Consider the following 19,427-nt stretch of genomic DNA (forward strand, 5'->3'; position numbering starts at 1 on the left):
GCCGGCGGCCGCCGCGCTGGTTACGCTGACCGTCATGTCGACAACTGTGGAGGCTGTCGGGTCGTCCGGGCTCACCGCCGCGGAGGTGGACCGGCGGCGCCGGGACGGGCTCACCAACGATGTACCGGACCGGGCGAGCCGCTCGGTCCGCGATATCGTCCGGGCGAATGTGTTCACCCGGATCAACGCGATCCTGGGTGTGCTGTTCGTCCTGGTCATGGCCACCGGTTCGGTGATCGACGGTATGTTCGGGCTGCTGATCGTGGCCAACAGCGCGGTCGGCATCATCCAGGAGGTCCGGGCGAAACGGACACTGGACCGGCTGGCGATCGTGGGCCAGGCCCGGCCCACTGTGCGCCGCGACGGCCGCGCCGAGCAGATCGCGCCCAAGGATGTGGTGCTCGACGATCTGATCGAACTCGGTCCCGGTGATCAGATCGTGGTCGACGGTGTGGTCGCCGAAGCCGAACTGCTCGAGATCGACGAATCACTGCTCACCGGTGAATCCGACGATGTCGCCAAAGAGGCGGGCGCCCAGGTGCTCTCGGGCAGCTACGTAGTGTCCGGTTCGGGCGCCTACCGGGCCACCAAGGTCGGTAAGGACGCCTACGCCGCGAAACTGGCCGAGGAGGCCAGCAAGTTCACCCTGGTGAATTCGGAGCTGCGCAACGGGATCAACACGATCCTGAAGGTCATCACCTACCTGCTCATCCCGGCCGGCGCGCTCAGTATCTACAACCAGCTGGTATCCAGTGGGGAATCCTGGCGGCCGGCGGTCACCGGGATGGTGGCGGCGCTGGTGCCGATGGTGCCGGAGGGGCTGGTGCTGATGACCTCGATCGCGTTCGCGGTCGGGGTGGTGCGGCTGGGGCAGCGTAATTGCCTGGTGCAGGAGTTGCCCGCGATCGAGGGGCTGGCGCGGGTGGATGTGGTGTGCGCGGACAAGACCGGCACATTGACCGAGAACGGGATGCGCCTGGCCGAACTCCGCATGCTCGAGGAGGGCGCGGAAGCCGCCGCCCGGCAGGCGCTGGCGGCCATGGCCGCCGACGATCCGCGGCCGAATGCCAGCGTGCAGGCGATCGCGGAGGCGCTGCCGGATACTCCGGGCTGGAAATACACCGCGGTGGCGCCGTTCTCGTCGGCGAAGAAATGGAGCGGTTTCTCCTACGGCGAGCACGGCGACTGGCTGCTCGGAGCTCCCGATGTACTGCTGGACGCGGCGACGGCCGACGCTCGTGCCGCCGAGGAACTGGGCGCGACCGGCCTGCGGGTGCTGCTGCTCGCCCGCGGGGACCGGCCGGTGGACGCAGCAGATGCGCCCGGGACGATCACTCCCGTGGCACTGGTGGTGCTGGAGCAGAAGGTCCGGCCCGATGCCCGCGACACCCTGGACTATTTCGCGAGTCAGGACGTTTCCATCAAGGTCATCTCCGGTGACAACGCCGTCTCGGTCGGCGCCGTCGCCTCCTCGCTCGACCTGCCCGGTGGTGACCACGCCGTCGACGCCCGCACCCTGCCCGAGGACCGGGACGAACTGGCCGGGGTACTGGCGCAGCGGAGCACCTTCGGCCGGGTGCGGCCCGATCAGAAACGCGCCATGGTGGGCGCGCTGCAATCGCGTGGGCACACCGTGGCGATGACCGGTGACGGGGTCAACGATGTGCTGGCGCTGAAGGATGCCGATATCGGTGTCGCCATGGGCGCGGGCAGTCCGGCGACCCGGGCGGTCGCCCAGATCGTCTTGCTGGACAATAAATTCGCGACCCTGCCGTATGTGGTGGGTGAGGGCCGGCGGGTGATCGGCAATATCGAACGGGTCTCCAATCTGTTCCTCACCAAAACCGTGTACTCGGTCCTGCTGGCCTTCCTGGTGGGCGCGGCAGGGGTGGGCTCGCAGATCTTCGGATACGACCCGATCGGCTACCCGTTCCTGCCCCGGCATGTGACGATCGCGGCCTGGTTCACCATCGGTATCCCCGCCTTCATCCTGTCGCTGGCACCGAACAACGAACGCGCCCGGCCCGGTTTCGTCGGCCGGGTGATGCGATTGGCGATCCCGTCGGGTGTGGTGATCGGCACGATGACCTTCCTCGCCTATCTCATCGCCTACGCCGGACCCGAAGCCGGCGACGAGCAGAAGGTGCAGGCGGGTACCACCGCGCTCATCACGTTGATCATGATCGCGGTCTGGGTACTGGCGATCGTTGCCCGGCCGTACAACTGGTGGAAGATCGTGCTGCTGGTCGTCTCGGTGGTCGCGTACCTGGTGCTGTTCACGGTGCCGTTCACCCGGGAGTTCTTCGCACTCGACCCGTCGAATATCGCCCTCACCGCCGCCGCCTTCGTCTGCGGCGCCGTCGGTATCGTCCTGGTGGAAGTTGCCTGGTGGGTGAGTGCGACGTTACGCGGCGAATCGCACAAACTGGTCCCCGCGGCGCCGGGCGAATCCTGAATCGCCGCCGGTGGGTACCGCGCCGCTTGCGCGAGTGTGCTGCGTTCCGGCACTTGTCACCGGGCCGGGTTACTGTCACGGCATCTCCGCGGCTGCGGCCGATATCGCCCTGGGCCGAGCCGGGACGGGCCGGGAAGTTTCGACGAGAGATAGGACACCGCAATGCCGACCGAGTTCGAGGTACGTCCGGCGCGCCGCGACGAAATCGCGGCGTTGGCGCGGACGCTGGCCGCTGCCTTCCGGGACGACCCGGTGATGGAGTGGATGTTGCCGGATCCGCGGCGGCGGGAGAAGGGCCTGGAGCGGCTGTTCGACGCCCAGACCAGACATCAGCATTTCGCGTCCGGCGGTGTGGATATCGCCGCGGACTCGGCGGGCGAGGTCGCCGGTGCCGCGCTGTGGGATCCACCCGGCCGGTGGAAAACACCGCCGTTCACCGAGGTGCGGATGCTTCCGCAGATGGTGCGGGCGTTCGGCAGCCGGATGCGGGCCGGGAAGCAGTTGGTGGACCTCATGACCGCCGCGCACCCGGAGGAACCGCACTGGTATCTCGCGACCATCGGCACAGACCCGGCGCAACGCGGCGGCGGGTACGGGCGGGCCCTGATGAACAGGCGGCTCGAACATTGCGACCGCGAGGGCGTACCGGCCTATCTCGAATCGAGTAAAGAGGCGAATATCGGCTACTACGAACGGTTCGGCTTCGAGGTGACCGGCACGATCAGCATCCCCGACGGGCCGGACCTGTGGCCGATGTGGCGCGCGCCGCGAACCGGAGCCTGAGCAACCGGACCTCGTCGGCCGGTGGGCCTACGCCGAAACCCGCTGCCCGGAGCTTCGCCGATGTTCAGGTCCGGGCAGCGAACTCCGATGGTTCCGCCAGGGAGAGGGCCGGGCGCTGTCCGCGCCGTATTTCGCGCCGGGGGCGGGTCGCCGCCGAACCCGTGGTGGCGGGACACGGAGGTTGCTCGCGACACCCCGGCCCGACCGGGCGATCCGTGGCCCGACCGGGGCGGGAGTCGCGTCCATAGTGGCCCAGATGGCTTGTGCAGGGCGCTTATTCACGGCTGGAGTACCTTCATGGCATGGAGGTTCTGCTGCACCAGATCGACGCGTTCGCCGACGCACCGTTCTCCGGGAATCCGGCCGCGGTCATGCCGTTACCGGATTGGTTACCCGATAGCGTGCTGCAACAGCTGGCCGAGGAGAACAACCTCGCCGAGACCGCCTTCTACACCTCGCGCTTGCCTCCGGAGGCGGGACCGCCGCCCGGCGACGGACCCGCCTACCATCTGCGCTGGTTCACCCCGGCAGTGGAAGTGGCGATGTGCGGGCACGCGACCCTGGCAAGTGCCGCGCAGATCCTCACCGATATCGCGCCGGGAGAGGACCAGGTCAGCTTTTTCACCCACAGCGGCTGGCTGCGAGTCGACCGCACGGACGATGATGTCTACATCCTGGACCTGCCCGTCGTCGGGTCCGCACCGGCCGATCCCGATCCGGCGCTGGTGGCCGCGCTCGGCGTGGAACCGGTGCGCGCGTTCACGGGAACGGATGTGGTGCTGGTGGTGGAGTCCGAGCGGCAGGTCCGGGATCTGGCGCCGGCGCTGAGCGCCTTCCCGTCGCTGCCCCGCGGTGTGACCGTGACAGCGCCCGGTGACGAGGTGGACTTCGTATCGCGGTTCTTCGCACCTGGGGCAGGGGTACCGGAAGATCCGGTGACCGGTTCTGCGCATGCGCAGCTCGCGCCGCTGTGGAGCGCCGAATTCGGGCGGCGGCGGATGGTCGCGCGGCAGCTGTCCCGGCGGGGCGGCACGCTAGGGGTCGAACTGGCCGGTGACCGGGTACTGCTGAGCGGCCGGTGCCGCCGGTATCTCGACGGTGTGGTGAGCCTGGATTTCTGAATCAGCCCGCCGGGACGGGTCCGTCGTCGGGCCGCGGGGCGACCGGGTCCGCGCTGTCCGGGAGCAGGGGTGCCACCGCGAACCGTTCGGCGACGGCATCCACCGGGAGCGCCTGGACCGCGCGGATCCCGGGCCGGCCCGCCAGTTCGCGTAACCGGGACAGCGGCGCCCGGACAACCAGTCCGGGTGAGCAGGCACAGCCGGCACGCAGCCGGGCGATGGATACATCCAGGACCTGGGCGCCGCGGGTGCCGTCGGCGGTATAAGGGCGGCGGTCGGTCAGCTGCCAGGCCGCGTCCGTACCGGACCGTGTCAGCGCTGTCGCGTTCGCGGGAACCTGTACCGCCACCAGCGGGGTCGCCACCCGGGGGAGCGGCACCTGATACAGCGCCTGGCTCATCCGCACACCGCTCGACAGGCCGGGGAGCGCGGCGGCGGGCCCGTAGTCGGCGAACGACACCAGCGCCCAGCGGTCACCGTCGTCGGTGCCGGACAGCGAATCGCGGGCCCGGTCGAGATATTCCGCGATCGTTTCCCCGGTATCGGGGCCGAGCCGGTCGGTGGAGATGCCGTCCGGCGCGGGCGGGTTCGTGATACCGAGCGCCACGACGACCGCCGCGCATACCGCGGCCGCCGCACCGAAACCCAGGGCCCGCAGCCGGCTGCGGTCGCGTGCGGGCTGCGGTGCCGCGGGGTCCAGGTCGGCGGGCACGGCGGGTCAGGCCTCGCGCAGGGTCCGCAATGCCCCGGCGAGGTCGTCGGGGTAGTCGCTGGTGATCTCCAGGTAGCGGCCGTCGGCCGGATGCTGGAAGCCCAGTGCCCGGGCATGCAGCCATTGCCGTTGCAGCCCGAGCCGTTCGGCCAGCCGGGGGTCCGCGCCATAGGTGAGATCGCCGCAGCAGGGATGCCGGATCGCCGAGAAATGCACCCTGATCTGGTGGGTGCGGCCCGTTTCCAGATGGATATCGAGCAGGCTGGCGGCCTGGAACGCCTCCACGGTGTCGTAGTGGGTGACGCTGGGCCGGCCGTCGGAGGTCACCGCGAATTTCCATTCGCCGCCGCGGGCGCGGCCGATGGGTGCGTCGATGGTGCCGCTGCTGGGATCGGGATGGCCCTGCACCAGTGCGTGATAGCGCTTGTCCACGGTGCGCTGTTTGAAGGCGCGTTTGAGCACGGTGTAGGCGTGCTCGGACTGCGCGACCACCATCACCCCCGAGGTGCCGACATCGAGCCGGTGCACGATGCCCTGCCGTTCGTGGGCGCCGGAGGTGGAGATCCGGTACCCGGCCGCGGCCAGGCCACCCACCACAGTGGGCCCGGTCCAGCCGACGCCGGCGTGGGCGGCCACGCCGACCGGTTTGTCGACGGCGACGATATCGTCGTCGGCGTAGAGGATTTTCATGCCCTCCACCGGCTCGGCCTCGATGGTCAGCTCGCGGCGGGGTTCGGGAAACACGACTTCCAGCCAGGCGCCGGCGATGAGCCGATCGGATTTTCCGGCGGCCACACCGTCGAGCTGTACCGACCCTTCCTCGGCGAGGGCGGCCACCGCCGTCCGGGACAGGCCCAGCAAACGCGCCAGTCCGGCGTCCACCCGCATTCCGTCGAGCCCGTCGGGGACGGGCATGGTCCTGGTCTCCCTCATGCGGCATTGTCCTCGCCGGTGCGGGCGGCCGGGGTGCCGGCGGCGGAGGCGTTGCGGTGGTAGCGGGTGCCGTCGGGTTCGAAACCGAACACCGTCAGCACCACCAGCAGGATGGCACCGCAGACGATCGAGGAATCGGCCACATTGAACACCGGGAAGGAGCCGACCGAGAAGAAGTCGACCACATGCCCCTGCATCGGGCCCGGCGCCCGGAACAACCGGTCCATCAGGTTGCCGAACGCGCCGCCCAGTACTCCGCCGAGGCCGATCGCCCACAGCGGCGAACGCAGGGTGCGGCCGATCCGCAGGACACCGATCACGACTGCCGCCGCGATGAGCGTCAGCAGCCAGGTCATCCCGGTGGCCATCGAGAACGCGGCGCCCGGATTGCGTACCAGGACGAGCTGGACGAAATCCCCGATCAACGGGATCCGTTCGCCGGGCTGGATCTGCGCGACGACCACGACTTTCGTGATGAGATCCAGCGTGAACAGGGTCACCGCTATGGTCAGCAGGAGCGGCAGCCGCTGGCGGGGCTGTTGTCCGTCCCCGCTCGGGCGGTCGGGGTCCTGCTCGCGCGTCGGGTCCTCAGTCACACCGCCCATCATCTCTCGAGGCAGCACGGCCCGGCACGTGGGCACCCGGACGTGTGCATACGGTCCATCCACCGGTGTTTCCCGGAACAGTGGCTGTGAACGTCCCAGCCCTTCCTCAGGAACGCCTCGTAGGCTGTCGGGCGTGACGGTGTTGTGTTCGCTTCCTTCGGTCCGCCAGACGCGGTCCAGAGTGCTGATGCTGGTTCTTGCGCTGGGACTGACCACCTTCGGCGCCGGTTGCAGCGATACGAGAGAATCGGCAGCCGAGGCGGACGGTACCGAACCCCTCGGTATCGGTAACGAGGTCACGGTGCCGATCGCCGCGGCGCAGGTGAACATGGTGGATCCCGGTAGCGAGCCCCGGACGCTACTGCGCCCCTCCTATTACGACGGCACGATCCAAGCGGTCACCCTGCGCACCGACCACCATATCCAGCAGCAGATCGACGCCCAGCAGGTCCGCGACTTCTCCAGTCCCGCGCTCACCATCCCGATGACAGCCACCGCGGACTCCGACGGGGTGGCTCTGACCCTCGGCGAGGTCACCACCCCCGATCCGGCGCTGTCGGAGGCGCTGACCGCGGCCGACGGCTCGCATGCCGGGCTGGAGATGAGCGAACTCGGCGGTATCACCGCGCTGCGGCTGGCGCCCTCGCCGGAAACGTCGAACTCGGCGCGGGTCGCATTGGAACAGGCCTTCTACCAAGCGGTGTACCGGTCCATCACATTCCCCGACGAACCGGTCGGGGTGGGCGCGGTATGGCAGGTACGGCAGACGGTCGGCGGCGGGGTCGATCTGGATCAGGTCACCACGGCCACGCTCGTGGACCGGGACGGGGGCCGGCTGTCCATCCGGCTCGACGTCACCCAGACACCACAATCGAGTACCTGGGATCTGCCGAACGCGGCCGGCACCCTCGATATCGAGGACTACACGATGCAGGGCAGCGGCGAGATCACCGTCGATCTGGGGCTGCCGCTTCCGGTCGCCGGATCGATCACCATCGGCGGGCACCAGTTCTACCGCAACCCGCAGAACGCGACCGAACTGCGGCAGGTCATCGAGACGAACGTGAGCTGGGGCGACTGATCCTGGCCGGGTTGTGTCGGACACCGGCGATCGGTGCGGCGGGGGCCTAAGCTCGCAGTATCCGACAATTCGATCCGAGACCGGAGGTCTTGTGATGTCTGATGTCTCCCCGATCCCCGAAGGTTATCCGACCATTTCGCCCGGGCTGGCGATCGCCGGCGCCGCCGATGCGGTCGAATTCTACAAACGTGTCTTCGGCGCCACCGAGCGGATGCGCATCCCCGGGCCGGACGGCACGGTGATGCACTGCGAGCTGCTCATCGGCAACTCCGTGCTGATGCTCGGCGATCCGGCGCCCGATATGGCCTTCCGCGATCCGCATTCGATCGGCGGTACGCCGGTCAACCTGTACGTGTACGTCGCGGATATGGATGCCGCCTACGCTGTCGCGCTGGCGGGTGGGGCCACCGAGATCAGCGCCCCGGAGACCCAGTTCTACGGCGACCGCACCGGTTCGTTCGTCGACCCGTGGGGACATCAGTGGACGGTCGCCACTCATGTGGAAGATATCGAGCCGGAAGAAATGCAGCGGCGTATGGACCAGCTCGGTTCCTGACCCCGGCTGCACCCCGTTCTCGCCGGGATAACCGGACCGGCCACCGCCGCTCGGCACCGATGATTACCATGATCGGGTCGATGTCGCAGGAAAGGTCGGGCGGATGCGGGTTCTGGCCGTGGACGACGAGCCGCCGGCGCTGGACGAGCTGCTGTATCTCCTCCGCGCCGAACCCGCGGTGACCGAACTCCACGGCGCCGCCGATGCGACCGGCGCGTTGCGGATACTGCGCGCGCACGGTGCCGATGTGGTGTTCCTCGATATCAATATGCCGGGCCTGGACGGTATGGAACTGGCGGGGGTGCTCGCCGAATTCGCCGATCCGCCGGCCGTTGTCTTCGTCACCGCCCATGAAGACCACGCGGTGGCGGCCTTCGACCTCGGCGCGGTGGACTACCTGCTCAAACCGGTGCGACAGGTTCGACTCGGCGCGGCATTGCGGCGGGTCGCCGACCGGCGCGCCCGTACCGGTCCGGAGCCCGCGCCGGCCGGTAACAACGAGGTGATCCCGGTGGAACTCGGTGGCGTGACCACACTGGTACACCGGTCGCAGGTGAGCTGGGTGGAGGCCGAGGGCGACTACGCACGGCTGCATACCGATACCGGTTCGCATCTGGTGCGGATCCCGCTATCGGCATTGCAGGACCGCTGGCGGGACGGCTTCCTGCGTGTGCACCGTTCGTATCTGGTGGCACTGGACCGGGTCACCGGCCTGCGCACGGTCGGCGCCGCGACCCGGGTCTGCCTGCGCGGCGCCGCGCAGGTGGAGCTCCCGGTGAGCCGGCGGCAGGTCCGCGAACTCAAACAGCGGCTGGTACAGGGCCCGCACCCGGACCGGCGATGATCGGCCCGCCGCCCAGAGGCCCGCGCGAGCGGGTGGTACTCGCCGAACGCCGCGGTGCGCGGCGGGTGCGCACGCGGGTGGAGGTCGCCGAGCAGACCGAGATCGGGGCGGCGCTGATCGGCGGCCTGATCCGCGCGCAACTCGGGCTGGCCTCGAGTTGTGCGCTGGTGATGGCGCTGCTTCTTGCGGCACTGCCACTGCTGTTCCGGGTGACCGCGATCGCCGAGACGGTGGTACTCGGGATCCGGTTGCCGTGGCTGCTGCTGGGCGGGGCGGCGTATCCGCTGCTGTGGCTGACCGGCCGGATCTATGTGCGGCTCGCCGAACGCAACGAGCACGATTTCCTCGAACTCACCCGGGATTGACGGTGCCTGCAACGACGACTGCTGGTGGCGCCCGGGATATCCACCGGCACGCCGGATATCCCGGCACCCTGCGCGTGGGGGAGCAGCGGTGAACTCGTCCGGGCTCACTGTGGCCGCGTTGCTGGCGGCGGCGGTCGCGACGGTGACCCTCGGCGTGTACGGGGTCCGCTGGGCCCGCACCACCTCCGATTTCCTGGTGGCCTCGCGCAGTGTCGGGCCCCGGTGGAATGCCGCCGCGGTCTCGGGCGAGTACCTTTCGGCCGCGTCCTTTCTCGGTGTGGCGGGGTTGATCGCCAAGTTCGGTGCCGATGCCCTGTGGTATCCGGTGGGGTTCACGGCGGGCTATCTGGCATTACTGCTGTTCGTGGCCGCGCCGCTGCGCCGGTCCGGCGCCTACACCGTCCCGGATTTCGCCGAGTTCCGGCTGGGGTCGCCCCGGGCCCGCCGGTTCGCCGCCCTGGTGGTGGTGCTGGTGTGCGCGGTCTATGTGATCCCGCAATTCCAGGGCGCCGGTTTGACCCTGCGCATTCTGCTCGGGGTACCGGGGTGGGTCGGGGCGGTGGCGGTCGCCGGGATCGTGGTGGCGAATGTGGTCGGCGGCGGAATGCGTTCGATCACCCTCGTCCAGGCGTTCCAGTACTGGCTGAAGCTGACCGCGGTCGCGTTACCCGCTCTCGTTCTGCTGGGGCATTTCTTCGGTAGCGGTGCGGAGGAACGCGAGATCGGCGCGGCGGCCCCGCCGACGGTGACCGAACGCACCACCGTGGAGGTGACGACCCCGGTACTGGTGCAGTTACCGGCGCCGCAGTGGGTTTCGGTACACGGGGAACTCGATGCCCGTCCGGTGGACGGGCCGGTGCTGCTCACCGCGGGCACCCATGAGCTGGCGCGCGATACCCGGCTCGTCCTCGAACCGGGATCGGCGGTGCCGGTGGTGGCGGGTGCGCCGGCCGATGGGGCGCACTGGTTGCGGCCGGGTGGGGGTTTCGCCGGACCCCATCCGCAGTACCAGGTGTACTCGCTGATGATCGCGACCTTCCTGGGCACCATGGGTCTTCCGCACGTCCTGGTCCGCTTCTACACCAATCGTGACGGCCGGGCCGCGCGTGCCACCGCGCTGACGGTGATCGCGATGGTCGGGGTGTTCTACCTGTTTCCGGTGCTGCTCGGGGTGTTCGCGCGCCTCTACGTACCGCAGTTGCTGATCACCGGGACCTCCGACGCCGCGGTTCTGCTGCTGCCGTCCTCGGCGCTGGCCGGATTGCCGGGGCAGTTGCTGGCCGCTCTGGTCGCGGCGGGGGCGATGGCCGCGTTCCTGTCGACCTCCTCGGGGCTGGTGGTGAGCATCGCGGGGGTGCTGAGCACGGATGTGCTGCGCGGGCGGATCCGGGATTTCCGGCTGGCGGCGCTGGCTGCGGGGGCGGTTCCGCTGGCGTTATCGCTGTCGGTTGTTTCACTCGACCTGTCGCGCACCGTGGGGCTGGCCTTCTCGCTCGCGGCCTCCACCCTGTGCCCGCTGCTGGTGCTGGGGATCTGGTGGCGTGGGCTCACCGCGGCGGGTGCGGTGGCGGGGCTGGTGGTCGGAGGTGTCGTGGCGGGCGGTGCGACGGTGGTCTCGGTATTCGGCGGTGTTTCCCCGGAACTGGCCGGCGGCTGGCCCGCCGCGATATTCGGGTATCCCGCGGCGGTCGCGGTACCGCTGTCGTTCGGGACGATGGTGCTGGTCAGCCGGTTCACCGCGAAACCCGCGGAGCTGGGCCGGGTTTTCGTCCGGATGCACGCGCCGGAACGGCTCGGTATGGGCGCCGACCGTGAGCCGGGAACGCGCTCGGATCGCTGAACCGCCGCGGGTCGATCCGGGTTTCGGACCCGACCGCTCATCGCGTCACAGCGACCATTCACCGCACAGTCGCCTACCTTCGCCGAGTGACCGCGATCACATCTGTTGCGGCCGGACCGAGCTCGCTAGCTTCAGTTCAGGTAACACACATCACATTGCGAGGACCATGCATGACCGAGTCAGGGCCCGGAGGCGGCAGCCTGCGTAACCACGTAGGGCCCCTCGGGCATGCAGAGAGAGATGCAGCATGACCGATACGGATCTCGACGACAGCGGCGGGCAGCCCACGGCGCCCCCCGATTTCGTCGCAGTACAAGCCAGCCCGGAGTTCACCGAACTCCGTAATCGGCTGCGCCGCTTCATTTTCCCCATGACCGCCTTGTTCCTGCTCTGGTACCTCGGCTATGTGCTGCTCGGCGCCTACGCGCACGATTTCATGGGCACCGAGGTTTTCGGTGAGGTCAATATCGGGCTGCTGCTCGGCCTGGGACAGTTCGTCTCGACCTTCCTCATCACCGGTCTCTACGTCCGGTTCGCCAATCGGGAACTGGACCCGCGCGCCGCTGCGCTGCGCGCCGAACTGGAAGGAAGCGGGTCGTGACCACGCTCTACGCCGCCGACGGCGCGGTCGGCAACCCCGCGGCCAATATCGGCATCTTCGCCCTGTTCGTCGTTGTCACGATGATCGTGGTGTTCTGGGCCGGCCGCAACACCTCCGGCGCCACCGACTATTTCACCGGCGGCCGCGGATTCACCGGCCCGCAGAACGGGGTCGCCATCGCCGGCGACTATCTGTCCGCCGCAAGCTTCCTGGGGATTGCCGGCGCCATAGCCGTCTACGGGTACGACGGATTCCTGTACTCGATCGGCTTCTTGGTGGCCTGGCTGGTGGCCCTGCTGCTGGTGGCCGAAATGCTGCGCAACACCGGCAAATTCACGATGGCCGATGTGCTGAGCTTCCGGCTGCAGCAGCGCCCGGTGCGCACCGCGGCCGCGATCACGACGCTGGCGGTATCGCTGTTCTATCTGCTCGCGCAGATGGCCGGTGCGGGCGGTCTGGTGGCGCTGTTGCTGAACGTATCGAGCGAGGCCGGGCAGGCCTTGGTGATCGCCGTGGTCGGTGTGCTGATGATCGTCTACGTACTGGTCGGCGGGATGAAGGGCACCACCTGGGTGCAGATCATCAAGGCGGTCCTGCTGATCGCGGGCGCGGCCGTGATGACCGTGATGGTGCTGGCGAAATTCGGATTCAACCCGTCCGACATCCTGAGCGGGGCCCAGAGTGCGATCACCGGATCCACCGACTCGAAGGTCGCCGCGCGTGATGTCCTGGCGCCCGGCGCGCAATACGGCGGCAGCGAAATGTCGAAACTGAACTTCTTGTCGCTGGGTCTGGCTCTGGTACTCGGTACCGCGGGCCTGCCGCATGTGCTGATGCGTTTCTACACGGTGCCGACCGCGAAAGAGGCACGCCGCTCGGTGGTCTGGGCGATCGGCCTGATCGGCGCCTTCTACCTGTTCACCCTCGTTCTGGGCTACGGTGCGGCGGCCCTGGTCGGCCCCGACCGCATTCTGTCAGCGGCCGGTGGGCAGAATGCGGCGGCTCCGCTGCTGGCCTTCGAACTGGGTGGGGTGATCCTGCTCGGCGTGATCTCGGCGGTGGCCTTCGCGACCATCCTCGCGGTGGTCGCCGGACTCACCATCACCGCCTCGGCCTCGTTCGCGCACGATATCTACGCCAATGTGATCCGCCGCGGAAAGGTGGACGACAACGCCCAGGTGCGGGTCTCCCGGATCACCGCCGTGGTGATCGGCGTACTCGCCATCGGGCTGGGCATCCTGGCCAACGGGCAGAACATCGCGTTCCTGGTGGCGCTGGCGTTCGCGGTCGCGGCCTCGGCCAATCTGCCGACCATCCTGTACTCGCTGTTCTGGCGCCGTTTCAACACCCGGGGCGCACTGTTCAGCATGTACGGCGGGCTGATCTCCACCATCGTGCTCATCGTGTTCTCCCCGGCCGTCTCCGGCTCGGCGAGCGCCATGCTCCCGAGTATGGATTTCGACTGGTTCCCGCTGTCGAACCCGGGCATCGTCTCCATCCCGCTGGCCTTCGTGCTCGGCGTGGTGGGCACCTATCTGGGCGGTAACGACGAGGATCCGGCCAAGGCCGCGGAAATGGAGGTCAGGGCACTGACCGGCGTCGGCGCAGAAAAGGCCGTCGCGCACTGATACCGGGACCCGGATGCCGTGTCGGCGGCATCCGGGCGATTCCCGGCAGCGAGGGCCGGACCCCGTTCTGTGAGGGTGAACGGGGCCCGGCCTCCTCCTGTGCTCAGGGCCGGATTCCGGCCCGGAATTTCGGCACCCGCATACTCACCTTCGTGCCCGCCCCCGGCGCCGTATCCACCACCAGCCCGTAGTCGTTGCCGAACGCCGCGCGTAACCGATCGTCCACATTGGCCAGCCCGATATGCGGTGCCTCGCGTACGTCGCCGGCGGCATCCAGCGTCCCGGACCGTAAAACCTCCGGGTCCATTCCGGCACCGTCGTCCTCCACGCTGATCAGGCAGTCGGTACCGGCGTCGAGCGCTTCGATGGTCACCGTGCCACCCCCGGGCCGGCCGGCCAGCCCGTGCCGGACTGCGTTCTCCACCAGCGGTTGCAACGCGAGAAACGGCAGCGTCACACCGAGCACTTCCGGCGCGATCCGCAACCGCACCTGCAGCGCCGGCCCGAACCGGGCGCGTTCCAATTCCAGATACCGTTCGATATTGCTGAGTTCATCGGCCAGCACGGTGTATTCACCGGCGACCCGGAACGAATAGCGGGTGAAATCGGCGAAATCCAGGATGAGCTCGCGAGCCCGCCCGGGATCGGTGCGCACGAACGAGGCGATGGTGTTGAGTGCGTTGTAGATGAAATGCGGACTGATCTGCGCTCGCAGCGCCCGCACCTCCGCACGATCCAGCCGGGCCCGGGAGGCGTCGAGTTCGGCCAGTTCCAGCTGACCGCATGCATAGCGGGCGACCTCGGCCAGCGCGCCGAGGGTACCGGGTCCGGGCCGGGCCGAGGTGACCATACCCAGCGCTCCCGCCACGGCGTCGCTGTCGGTGAGCAGCGGCTGGGCCACCAGGGTGCGGCCCGGATGCTCGGGATCGGGCAGATGAACGAGTACCGGCCGCTGCCCCGCGATGGCCTCGCGGACGGCCGCGGTGAACTCATCCGCTGAGACGTGCTGCGCGCCGTCCCATGCCAGGAGTTCCCCGTCGGGATCGGCCACTCCGAGCCCTTCGGCGCCGACGAGCGCCCGCAGATGCGGGACGGCATCGAGCGCCGAGGTGGCAGTGAGACCGCGACGCAATGACCGGGCCGCCAGCGAAGCAGTGTGCAGTGCCGCGTGCACCGCGCGTTCCGCGGGCGTGGTGACCATCCGTCTCGGCCGGGCCCAGACCAGCAGCGCCACCGCGAGCAGCGCCGCGGAAGCACAGATCGCGACGACGGTCGCGGCCATTCGGCGACCCCTTCTCTCCTCCGGACCATCCGCCGGCTCGCCGGCCGGGGCCGGTCATCGTCTCACGCTTCCCGCAGCAACCGCCATTGCTGCGGGAAACCTTCTCCGGAGGCGATAACCGGCCCGGGCCGGCGAGTCGGCAGACGGGGGGATCGGTGCGTGGGAGAGCGGGGCCGGCCGGGAGATACCCCGGGCTGTACCGGGCCGGTCGTGACCAGCGCGCTTCGCGCTATCGGGGGCCGCCGCTCACCCCCGGTACTCGGTGACGGTGAAGTCCACCGAACCGGGTTCGGGTACGTGCGCCGCGCCGACTGTGATGGTCGCGGTGAACCGGCCCACGCCGGGGTGGAACAGCGCGGAGCGCCCGTCGTTCATCCAGTGCCCGGGCCCGTTCGCCGTCTGCGTGACCGATCCGGTGGCACCGGTATCGAGATTGCGCCAGTTCAGGGTTACCGGCAGGGTGCACGAGCCGACGCCGAACATGATGGTCGAGACGGTGAAAGCCGCGTGCTCGGGATAGGCGTCGCCGGTGACGGAAGCGTCGAGCTGGGCGACGCAGGCGCCCTGGGCGAGCGAATAGACGGGCTGGAACGAGCCGCCGTCCGCCGCCGCGGGTGCCGCGGTGGCCGTGAGCGCCCCCACCGTCAGCGCCGTCGCGGCCGCCGGGAGGGCGAACGCCGTCATACGTGCTGTCATCGTTCACCTCGCTGGGTCGTTCGTGGGCTTTGCGGGGTCGATCCGCGGGGGTCCGGGCCGTGGTGGTGCAGGTGGACCTCCGAACCTCCGGTTGATCCGATCGTGACGCGGCCCGACCCTACCAGCGTCCGGCGCGGCCGGTGGCCGATTCGGCGGCGCCGCAAGGTCGCCGGGGAAGCGACACGCCGGTTCCCGCCTGGCACGCCGATCCGGGGGCGAGGCTGTCGGTGCGTACGCATAAACTCGCTACACCAACCCCCGCCGAGCCACTGGGAGGAAGGACAGATCTTGGCCTCGTCCGGATTCGTTCATCTGCACAACCACACCGAGTACTCGATGCTCGACGGTGCCGCCAAGATCTCGCCGCTGTTCTCCGAGGCCGATCGCCTCGGTATGACCGCGGTCGGGATGACCGACCACGGCAATATGTACGGTGCCGCGGAGTTCTACAACTCGGCGACGAAGGCCGGGATCAAACCCATCATCGGGATCGAGGCCTATATCGCGCCCGGTTCCCGGTTCGACACCAAACGTATCCAGTGGGGCGATCCGAGCCAGAAGAGCGATGATGTCTCGGGCTCGGGTGCCTACACCCATATGACCATGGTCGCCGAGAACGCGACCGGCCTGCGCAACCTGTTCAAGCTGTCGTCGCTGGCCAGTATCGAGGGCCAGCTCGGTAAATGGGCGCGGATGGACGAGGAGCTCATCGCCACGTATGCCGAGGGCATCATCGCCACCACCGGCTGCCCGTCCGGCGAGGTACAGACCCGGTTGCGGCTCGGGCACGAGCGGGAGGCGCTCGAGGCTGCCGCGAAGTGGCAGGAGATCTTCGGCAAGGACAACTTCTTCCTCGAGCTGATGGACCACGGCCTGTCCATCGAGACGCGGGTTCGCTCCGGCCTGATCGAAATCGGCAAGAAGCTGGGTATCCCGCCGCTGGCCACCAACGACTGCCATTACGTGCACGAATCCGATTCGACCAATCACGAAGCGCTGCTGTGCATCCAGACCGGTAAGACGCTGTCGGATCCCAATCGGTTCAAATTCGGCGGTAGCGGCTACTTCCTGAAGTCGGCCGCGGAGATGCGGAAACTCTGGGATGCCGAAGTGCCCGGGGCCTGCGACAACACGGTGCTGATCGGCGAACGCGTCGAGTCCTACGAGGAGATCTGGACCCACCGCGACCGGATGCCCAAATTCCCGGTCCCCGAGGGCGAGACCGAGGCATCGTGGCTGCGCAAGGAGGTCGCGCGCGGGCTGGAATACCGTTTCCCGGACGGTGTCCCGCAGAAGTACCTCGACCAGGCCGAATACGAGATCGGCGTCATCCTGGAGATGGGCTTCCCGGCCTACTTCCTGGTCGTCGGCGATCTGATCAACCATGCCCGCGAGGTCGGTATCCGGGTCGGTCCCGGCCGTGGTTCGGCGGCCGGTTCGCTGGTCGCCTACGCGCTCAAGATCACCAATATCGACCCGCTGCCGCACGGTCTGCTGTTCGAGCGGTTCCTCAACCCCGAGCGCGTATCGATGCCCGATATCGATATCGACTTCGACGATCGCCGCCGCGGCGAGATGGTGCGCTACGCCACCGAGAAGTGGGGGAGCGACCGGGTCGCCCAGGTGATCACCTTCGGCACCATCAAGACCAAGGCGGCCATCAAGGATTCCGCCCGGGTACTGTTCGGGCAGCCGGGTTTCGCGATCGCCGACCAGATCACCAAGGCGCTACCGCCGCCGATCATGGCCAAGGATATCTCGGTTGCCGGGATCACCGATCCCGAACACGAGCGCTACAAAGAGGCCGCCGAGGTCCGCACGCTCATCGAGTCCAATCCGGATATCGCCAAGATCTACGACACCGCGAAGGGCCTGGAGGGCCTGATCCGCAACGCGGGCGTGCACGCCTGTGCGGTGATCATGTCGTCGGAGCCGCTGACCGACGCCATCCCGGTGTGGAAGCGAGCTCAGGACGGCGCCATCATCACCGGCTGGGACTATCCGTCCTGTGAGGCCATCGGCCTGCTGAAGATGGACTTCCTGGGCCTGCGCAACCTCACGGTGCTCGGCGACGCGATCCACAACGCCAAATCCAACCGCGGTGTCGATGTCGACCTGGACTCGCTGCCGCTGGACGATCCGAAAACCTTCGAACTGCTCGCCCGCGGTGACACCCTGGGCGTGTTCCAGCTCGACGGCGGGCCGATGCGCGATCTGCTGCGCCGGATGCAACCCAACGCCTTCGAGGACATCGTGGCCGTCGGCGCGCTGTACCGCCCCGGCCCGATGGGCATGAACGCGCACAACGACTACGCCGACCGCAAGAACAAGCGCCAAGAGGTCAAACCGATCCACCCGGAGCTCGAGGAACCGCTGAGTGAGATCCTCGGCGAAACCTACGGTCTGATCGTCTACCAAGAGCAGATCATGCACGTCGCCCAGAAAGTGGCCGGGTACTCGCTCGGACGAGCCGATATCCTGCGCCGCGCGATGGGTAAGAAGAAGGCCGAGGTCCTCGCGCAGGAATTCGAGGGGTTCGAGAAAGGTATGCAGGAGAACGGTTTCTCCAAGGCCGCCATCAAGGCGCTGTGGGACACCATCCTCCCGTTCGCCGGATACGCGTTCAACAAATCGCATGCCGCCGCCTACGGCCTGGTGTCGTACTGGACGGCCTACTTCAAGGCCAATTATCCCGCGGAGTACATGGCCGCGCTGCTCACCAGCGTCGGTGACGACAAGGACAAGGCCGCGGTCTACCTGGCGGATTGCCGGCGCCTCGGGATCACGGTGCTGCCGCCGGATGTCAACGAATCCGAGCACAACTTCACCTCGGTCGGCAAGGACATCCGCTTCGGTATGGGGGCGGTCCGCAATGTCGGTACCAACGTGGTGTCGTCGATCATCTCGGCGCGTGCGGAGAAATCGAAATTCACCGATTTCTCCGACTACCTGAACAAGATCGATGCCGTGGCCTGCACCAAGAAGGTCACCGAATCACTGATCAAGGCCGGTGCCTTCGACGATCTGGGGCATCCCCGCAAGGGGCTCATGCTCGTGCATTCCGATGCGATCGACGCGGTGATGTCCACCAAGAAGGCCGAGGCCATCGGCCAGTTCGACCTTTTCGGTGGGATGGGCGAAGAGGGCGAGGAATCCATGTCCTCGGTCTTCGATGTGAAGGTGCCCGACGAGGAATGGGACAGCAAACACCGCCTCGCACTGGAACGGGAGATGCTCGGCCTCTACGTGTCCGGTCATCCGCTCAACGGAATCGACCATGTGCTCGCCGCCGCGGCCGATACCCAGATCCCGGCAATTCTCGAGGGCGATATCAAGGACGGCACCCAGGTGACCGTCGGCGGCATCTTGGCCTCGGTGAACCGCCGGATCAACAAGAACGGCCTGGCCTGGGCCTCGGCGCAGCTCGAGGATCTCACCGGTGGTATCGAGGTGCTGTTCTTCCCGCAGGCCTACTCCGTCTACGGAATGGACGTGGTGGAGGACGCGGTGGTGCTGGTGAAGGCCCGGGTCTCCATGCGCGACGACCGAATCTCGCTCATCGCCAACGATCTCGCCGTCCCGGACCTGTCCGCGATCGGGGTGGCGAAACCGCTGGCAGTGACCATCTCCACCCGGATGTGCACCCGGGACAAGATCAGCGAGTTGAAGCGGGTGCTCTCCCGGCACCCCGGCACCTCCGATGTGCACGTGCGGCATGTGGGCGCCCGGGAAAAGACCACGCTGCTCAAACTCGACGACAGCCTCCGGGTCGAACCGTCGTCGGCCCTCATGGGCGACCTGAAAGCTCTACTGGGTCCCGGCTGCCTGACCTGACCGCGCCGGGGTTTCGTGCTGGACACAGCGGGCGTGTCCAACGGTACCCCGGCCCCAGCACCTGAACCGGGAGCGCACTGTCTCGAGGCTC

General features: G+C 68.0%; 16 protein-coding genes. 11 read left to right on the forward strand and 5 right to left on the reverse strand.

Annotated elements, in window-relative coordinates; translation table 11 throughout:
- The first annotated feature begins 34 nt into the window (after nucleotides 1-34).
- From ON22_RS09385 to ON22_RS09395, 3 genes are all read left to right on the forward strand, one after another.
- Nucleotides 35-2,455, forward strand: a complete 2,421-nt coding sequence (locus ON22_RS09385) for an HAD-IC family P-type ATPase (RefSeq protein WP_033245114.1) — start codon at nucleotides 35-37, stop codon at nucleotides 2,453-2,455.
- A gap of 162 nt (nucleotides 2,456-2,617) precedes the next feature.
- Entirely contained in the window at nucleotides 2,618-3,238 is a 621-nt protein-coding gene (locus ON22_RS09390) for a GNAT family N-acetyltransferase (RefSeq protein ID WP_033245115.1), read from the forward strand.
- A 302-nt stretch (nucleotides 3,239-3,540) separates the two neighbouring features.
- Nucleotides 3,541-4,359, forward strand: a complete 819-nt coding sequence (locus ON22_RS09395; protein WP_033245116.1) for a PhzF family phenazine biosynthesis protein — start codon at nucleotides 3,541-3,543, stop codon at nucleotides 4,357-4,359.
- Between the two features lies 1 nt (nucleotide 4,360).
- On the opposite strand, the gene ON22_RS09400 is transcribed toward ON22_RS09395, so the two are convergent.
- From ON22_RS09400 to lspA, 3 genes are read right to left on the reverse strand one after another with little or no spacing between them, the layout of a single operon-like run.
- A complete protein-coding gene (locus ON22_RS09400; protein WP_231508641.1) occupies nucleotides 4,361-5,071 on the reverse strand; it encodes a hypothetical protein in 711 nt (236 codons plus the stop codon).
- Between the two features lie 6 nt (nucleotides 5,072-5,077).
- Nucleotides 5,078-6,004 carry an RluA family pseudouridine synthase gene (locus ON22_RS09405; RefSeq protein WP_033245117.1) on the reverse strand — a complete coding sequence of 309 codons (927 nt, stop codon included), beginning with the start codon at nucleotides 6,002-6,004 and terminating at the stop codon, nucleotides 5,078-5,080.
- Nucleotides 6,001-6,609 (reverse strand): signal peptidase II, encoded by a 609-nt coding sequence (gene lspA, locus ON22_RS09410; RefSeq protein ID WP_051157367.1) that lies wholly within the window; start codon nucleotides 6,607-6,609, stop codon nucleotides 6,001-6,003. The genes ON22_RS09405 and lspA overlap by 4 nt, the downstream gene beginning before the upstream one ends.
- Before the next feature lie 187 nt (nucleotides 6,610-6,796).
- Here lspA and ON22_RS09415 point away from each other — a divergent pair, with 187 nt between their 5' ends.
- From ON22_RS09415 to ON22_RS09445, 7 genes are all read left to right on the forward strand, one after another.
- Nucleotides 6,797-7,690 carry a hypothetical protein gene (locus tag ON22_RS09415; protein ID WP_051157368.1) on the forward strand — a complete coding sequence of 298 codons (894 nt, stop codon included), beginning with the start codon at nucleotides 6,797-6,799 and terminating at the stop codon, nucleotides 7,688-7,690.
- 94 nt (nucleotides 7,691-7,784) lie between these two features.
- A complete protein-coding gene (locus tag ON22_RS09420; RefSeq protein WP_033245118.1) occupies nucleotides 7,785-8,246 on the forward strand; it encodes a VOC family protein in 462 nt (153 codons plus the stop codon).
- Between the two features lie 103 nt (nucleotides 8,247-8,349).
- Nucleotides 8,350-9,090 (forward strand): LytR/AlgR family response regulator transcription factor, encoded by a 741-nt coding sequence (locus ON22_RS09425; protein WP_033245119.1) that lies wholly within the window; start codon nucleotides 8,350-8,352, stop codon nucleotides 9,088-9,090.
- Nucleotides 9,087-9,455 carry a hypothetical protein gene (locus ON22_RS09430; protein ID WP_051157360.1) on the forward strand — a complete coding sequence of 123 codons (369 nt, stop codon included), beginning with the start codon at nucleotides 9,087-9,089 and terminating at the stop codon, nucleotides 9,453-9,455. The genes ON22_RS09425 and ON22_RS09430 overlap by 4 nt, the downstream gene beginning before the upstream one ends.
- Nucleotides 9,456-9,543: 88 nt before the next feature.
- Entirely contained in the window at nucleotides 9,544-11,295 is a 1,752-nt protein-coding gene (locus ON22_RS09435) for a sodium/solute symporter (RefSeq protein WP_033245121.1), read from the forward strand.
- Between the two features lie 247 nt (nucleotides 11,296-11,542).
- Complete coding sequence (locus ON22_RS09440) at nucleotides 11,543-11,896, forward strand: DUF485 domain-containing protein (protein ID WP_033245122.1); 354 nt, start codon at nucleotides 11,543-11,545, stop codon at nucleotides 11,894-11,896.
- Complete coding sequence (locus ON22_RS09445; protein ID WP_033245123.1) at nucleotides 11,893-13,524, forward strand: monocarboxylic acid transporter; 1,632 nt, start codon at nucleotides 11,893-11,895, stop codon at nucleotides 13,522-13,524. The genes ON22_RS09440 and ON22_RS09445 overlap by 4 nt, the downstream gene beginning before the upstream one ends.
- A 103-nt stretch (nucleotides 13,525-13,627) precedes the next feature.
- Here ON22_RS09445 and ON22_RS09450 read toward each other — a convergent pair whose 3' ends face one another.
- A complete protein-coding gene (locus ON22_RS09450) occupies nucleotides 13,628-14,806 on the reverse strand; it encodes a sensor histidine kinase (RefSeq protein WP_033245124.1) in 1,179 nt (392 codons plus the stop codon).
- A gap of 246 nt (nucleotides 14,807-15,052) precedes the next feature.
- Nucleotides 15,053-15,502, reverse strand: a complete 450-nt coding sequence (locus tag ON22_RS09455) for a hypothetical protein (RefSeq protein WP_033245125.1) — start codon at nucleotides 15,500-15,502, stop codon at nucleotides 15,053-15,055.
- Nucleotides 15,503-15,790: 288 nt separating this feature from the next.
- Here ON22_RS09455 and dnaE point away from each other — a divergent pair, with 288 nt between their 5' ends.
- Nucleotides 15,791-19,336, forward strand: coding sequence for a DNA polymerase III subunit alpha (dnaE, locus tag ON22_RS09460; protein WP_033245126.1), 3,546 nt, complete (start codon nucleotides 15,791-15,793; stop codon nucleotides 19,334-19,336).
- Nucleotides 19,337-19,427: the final 91 nt, after the last annotated feature.

This window comes from Nocardia carnea NBRC 14403 (assembly GCF_000308515.1).
In the GTDB taxonomy this organism is placed as follows: Bacteria; Actinomycetota; Actinomycetes; order Mycobacteriales; family Mycobacteriaceae; genus Nocardia; species Nocardia carnea.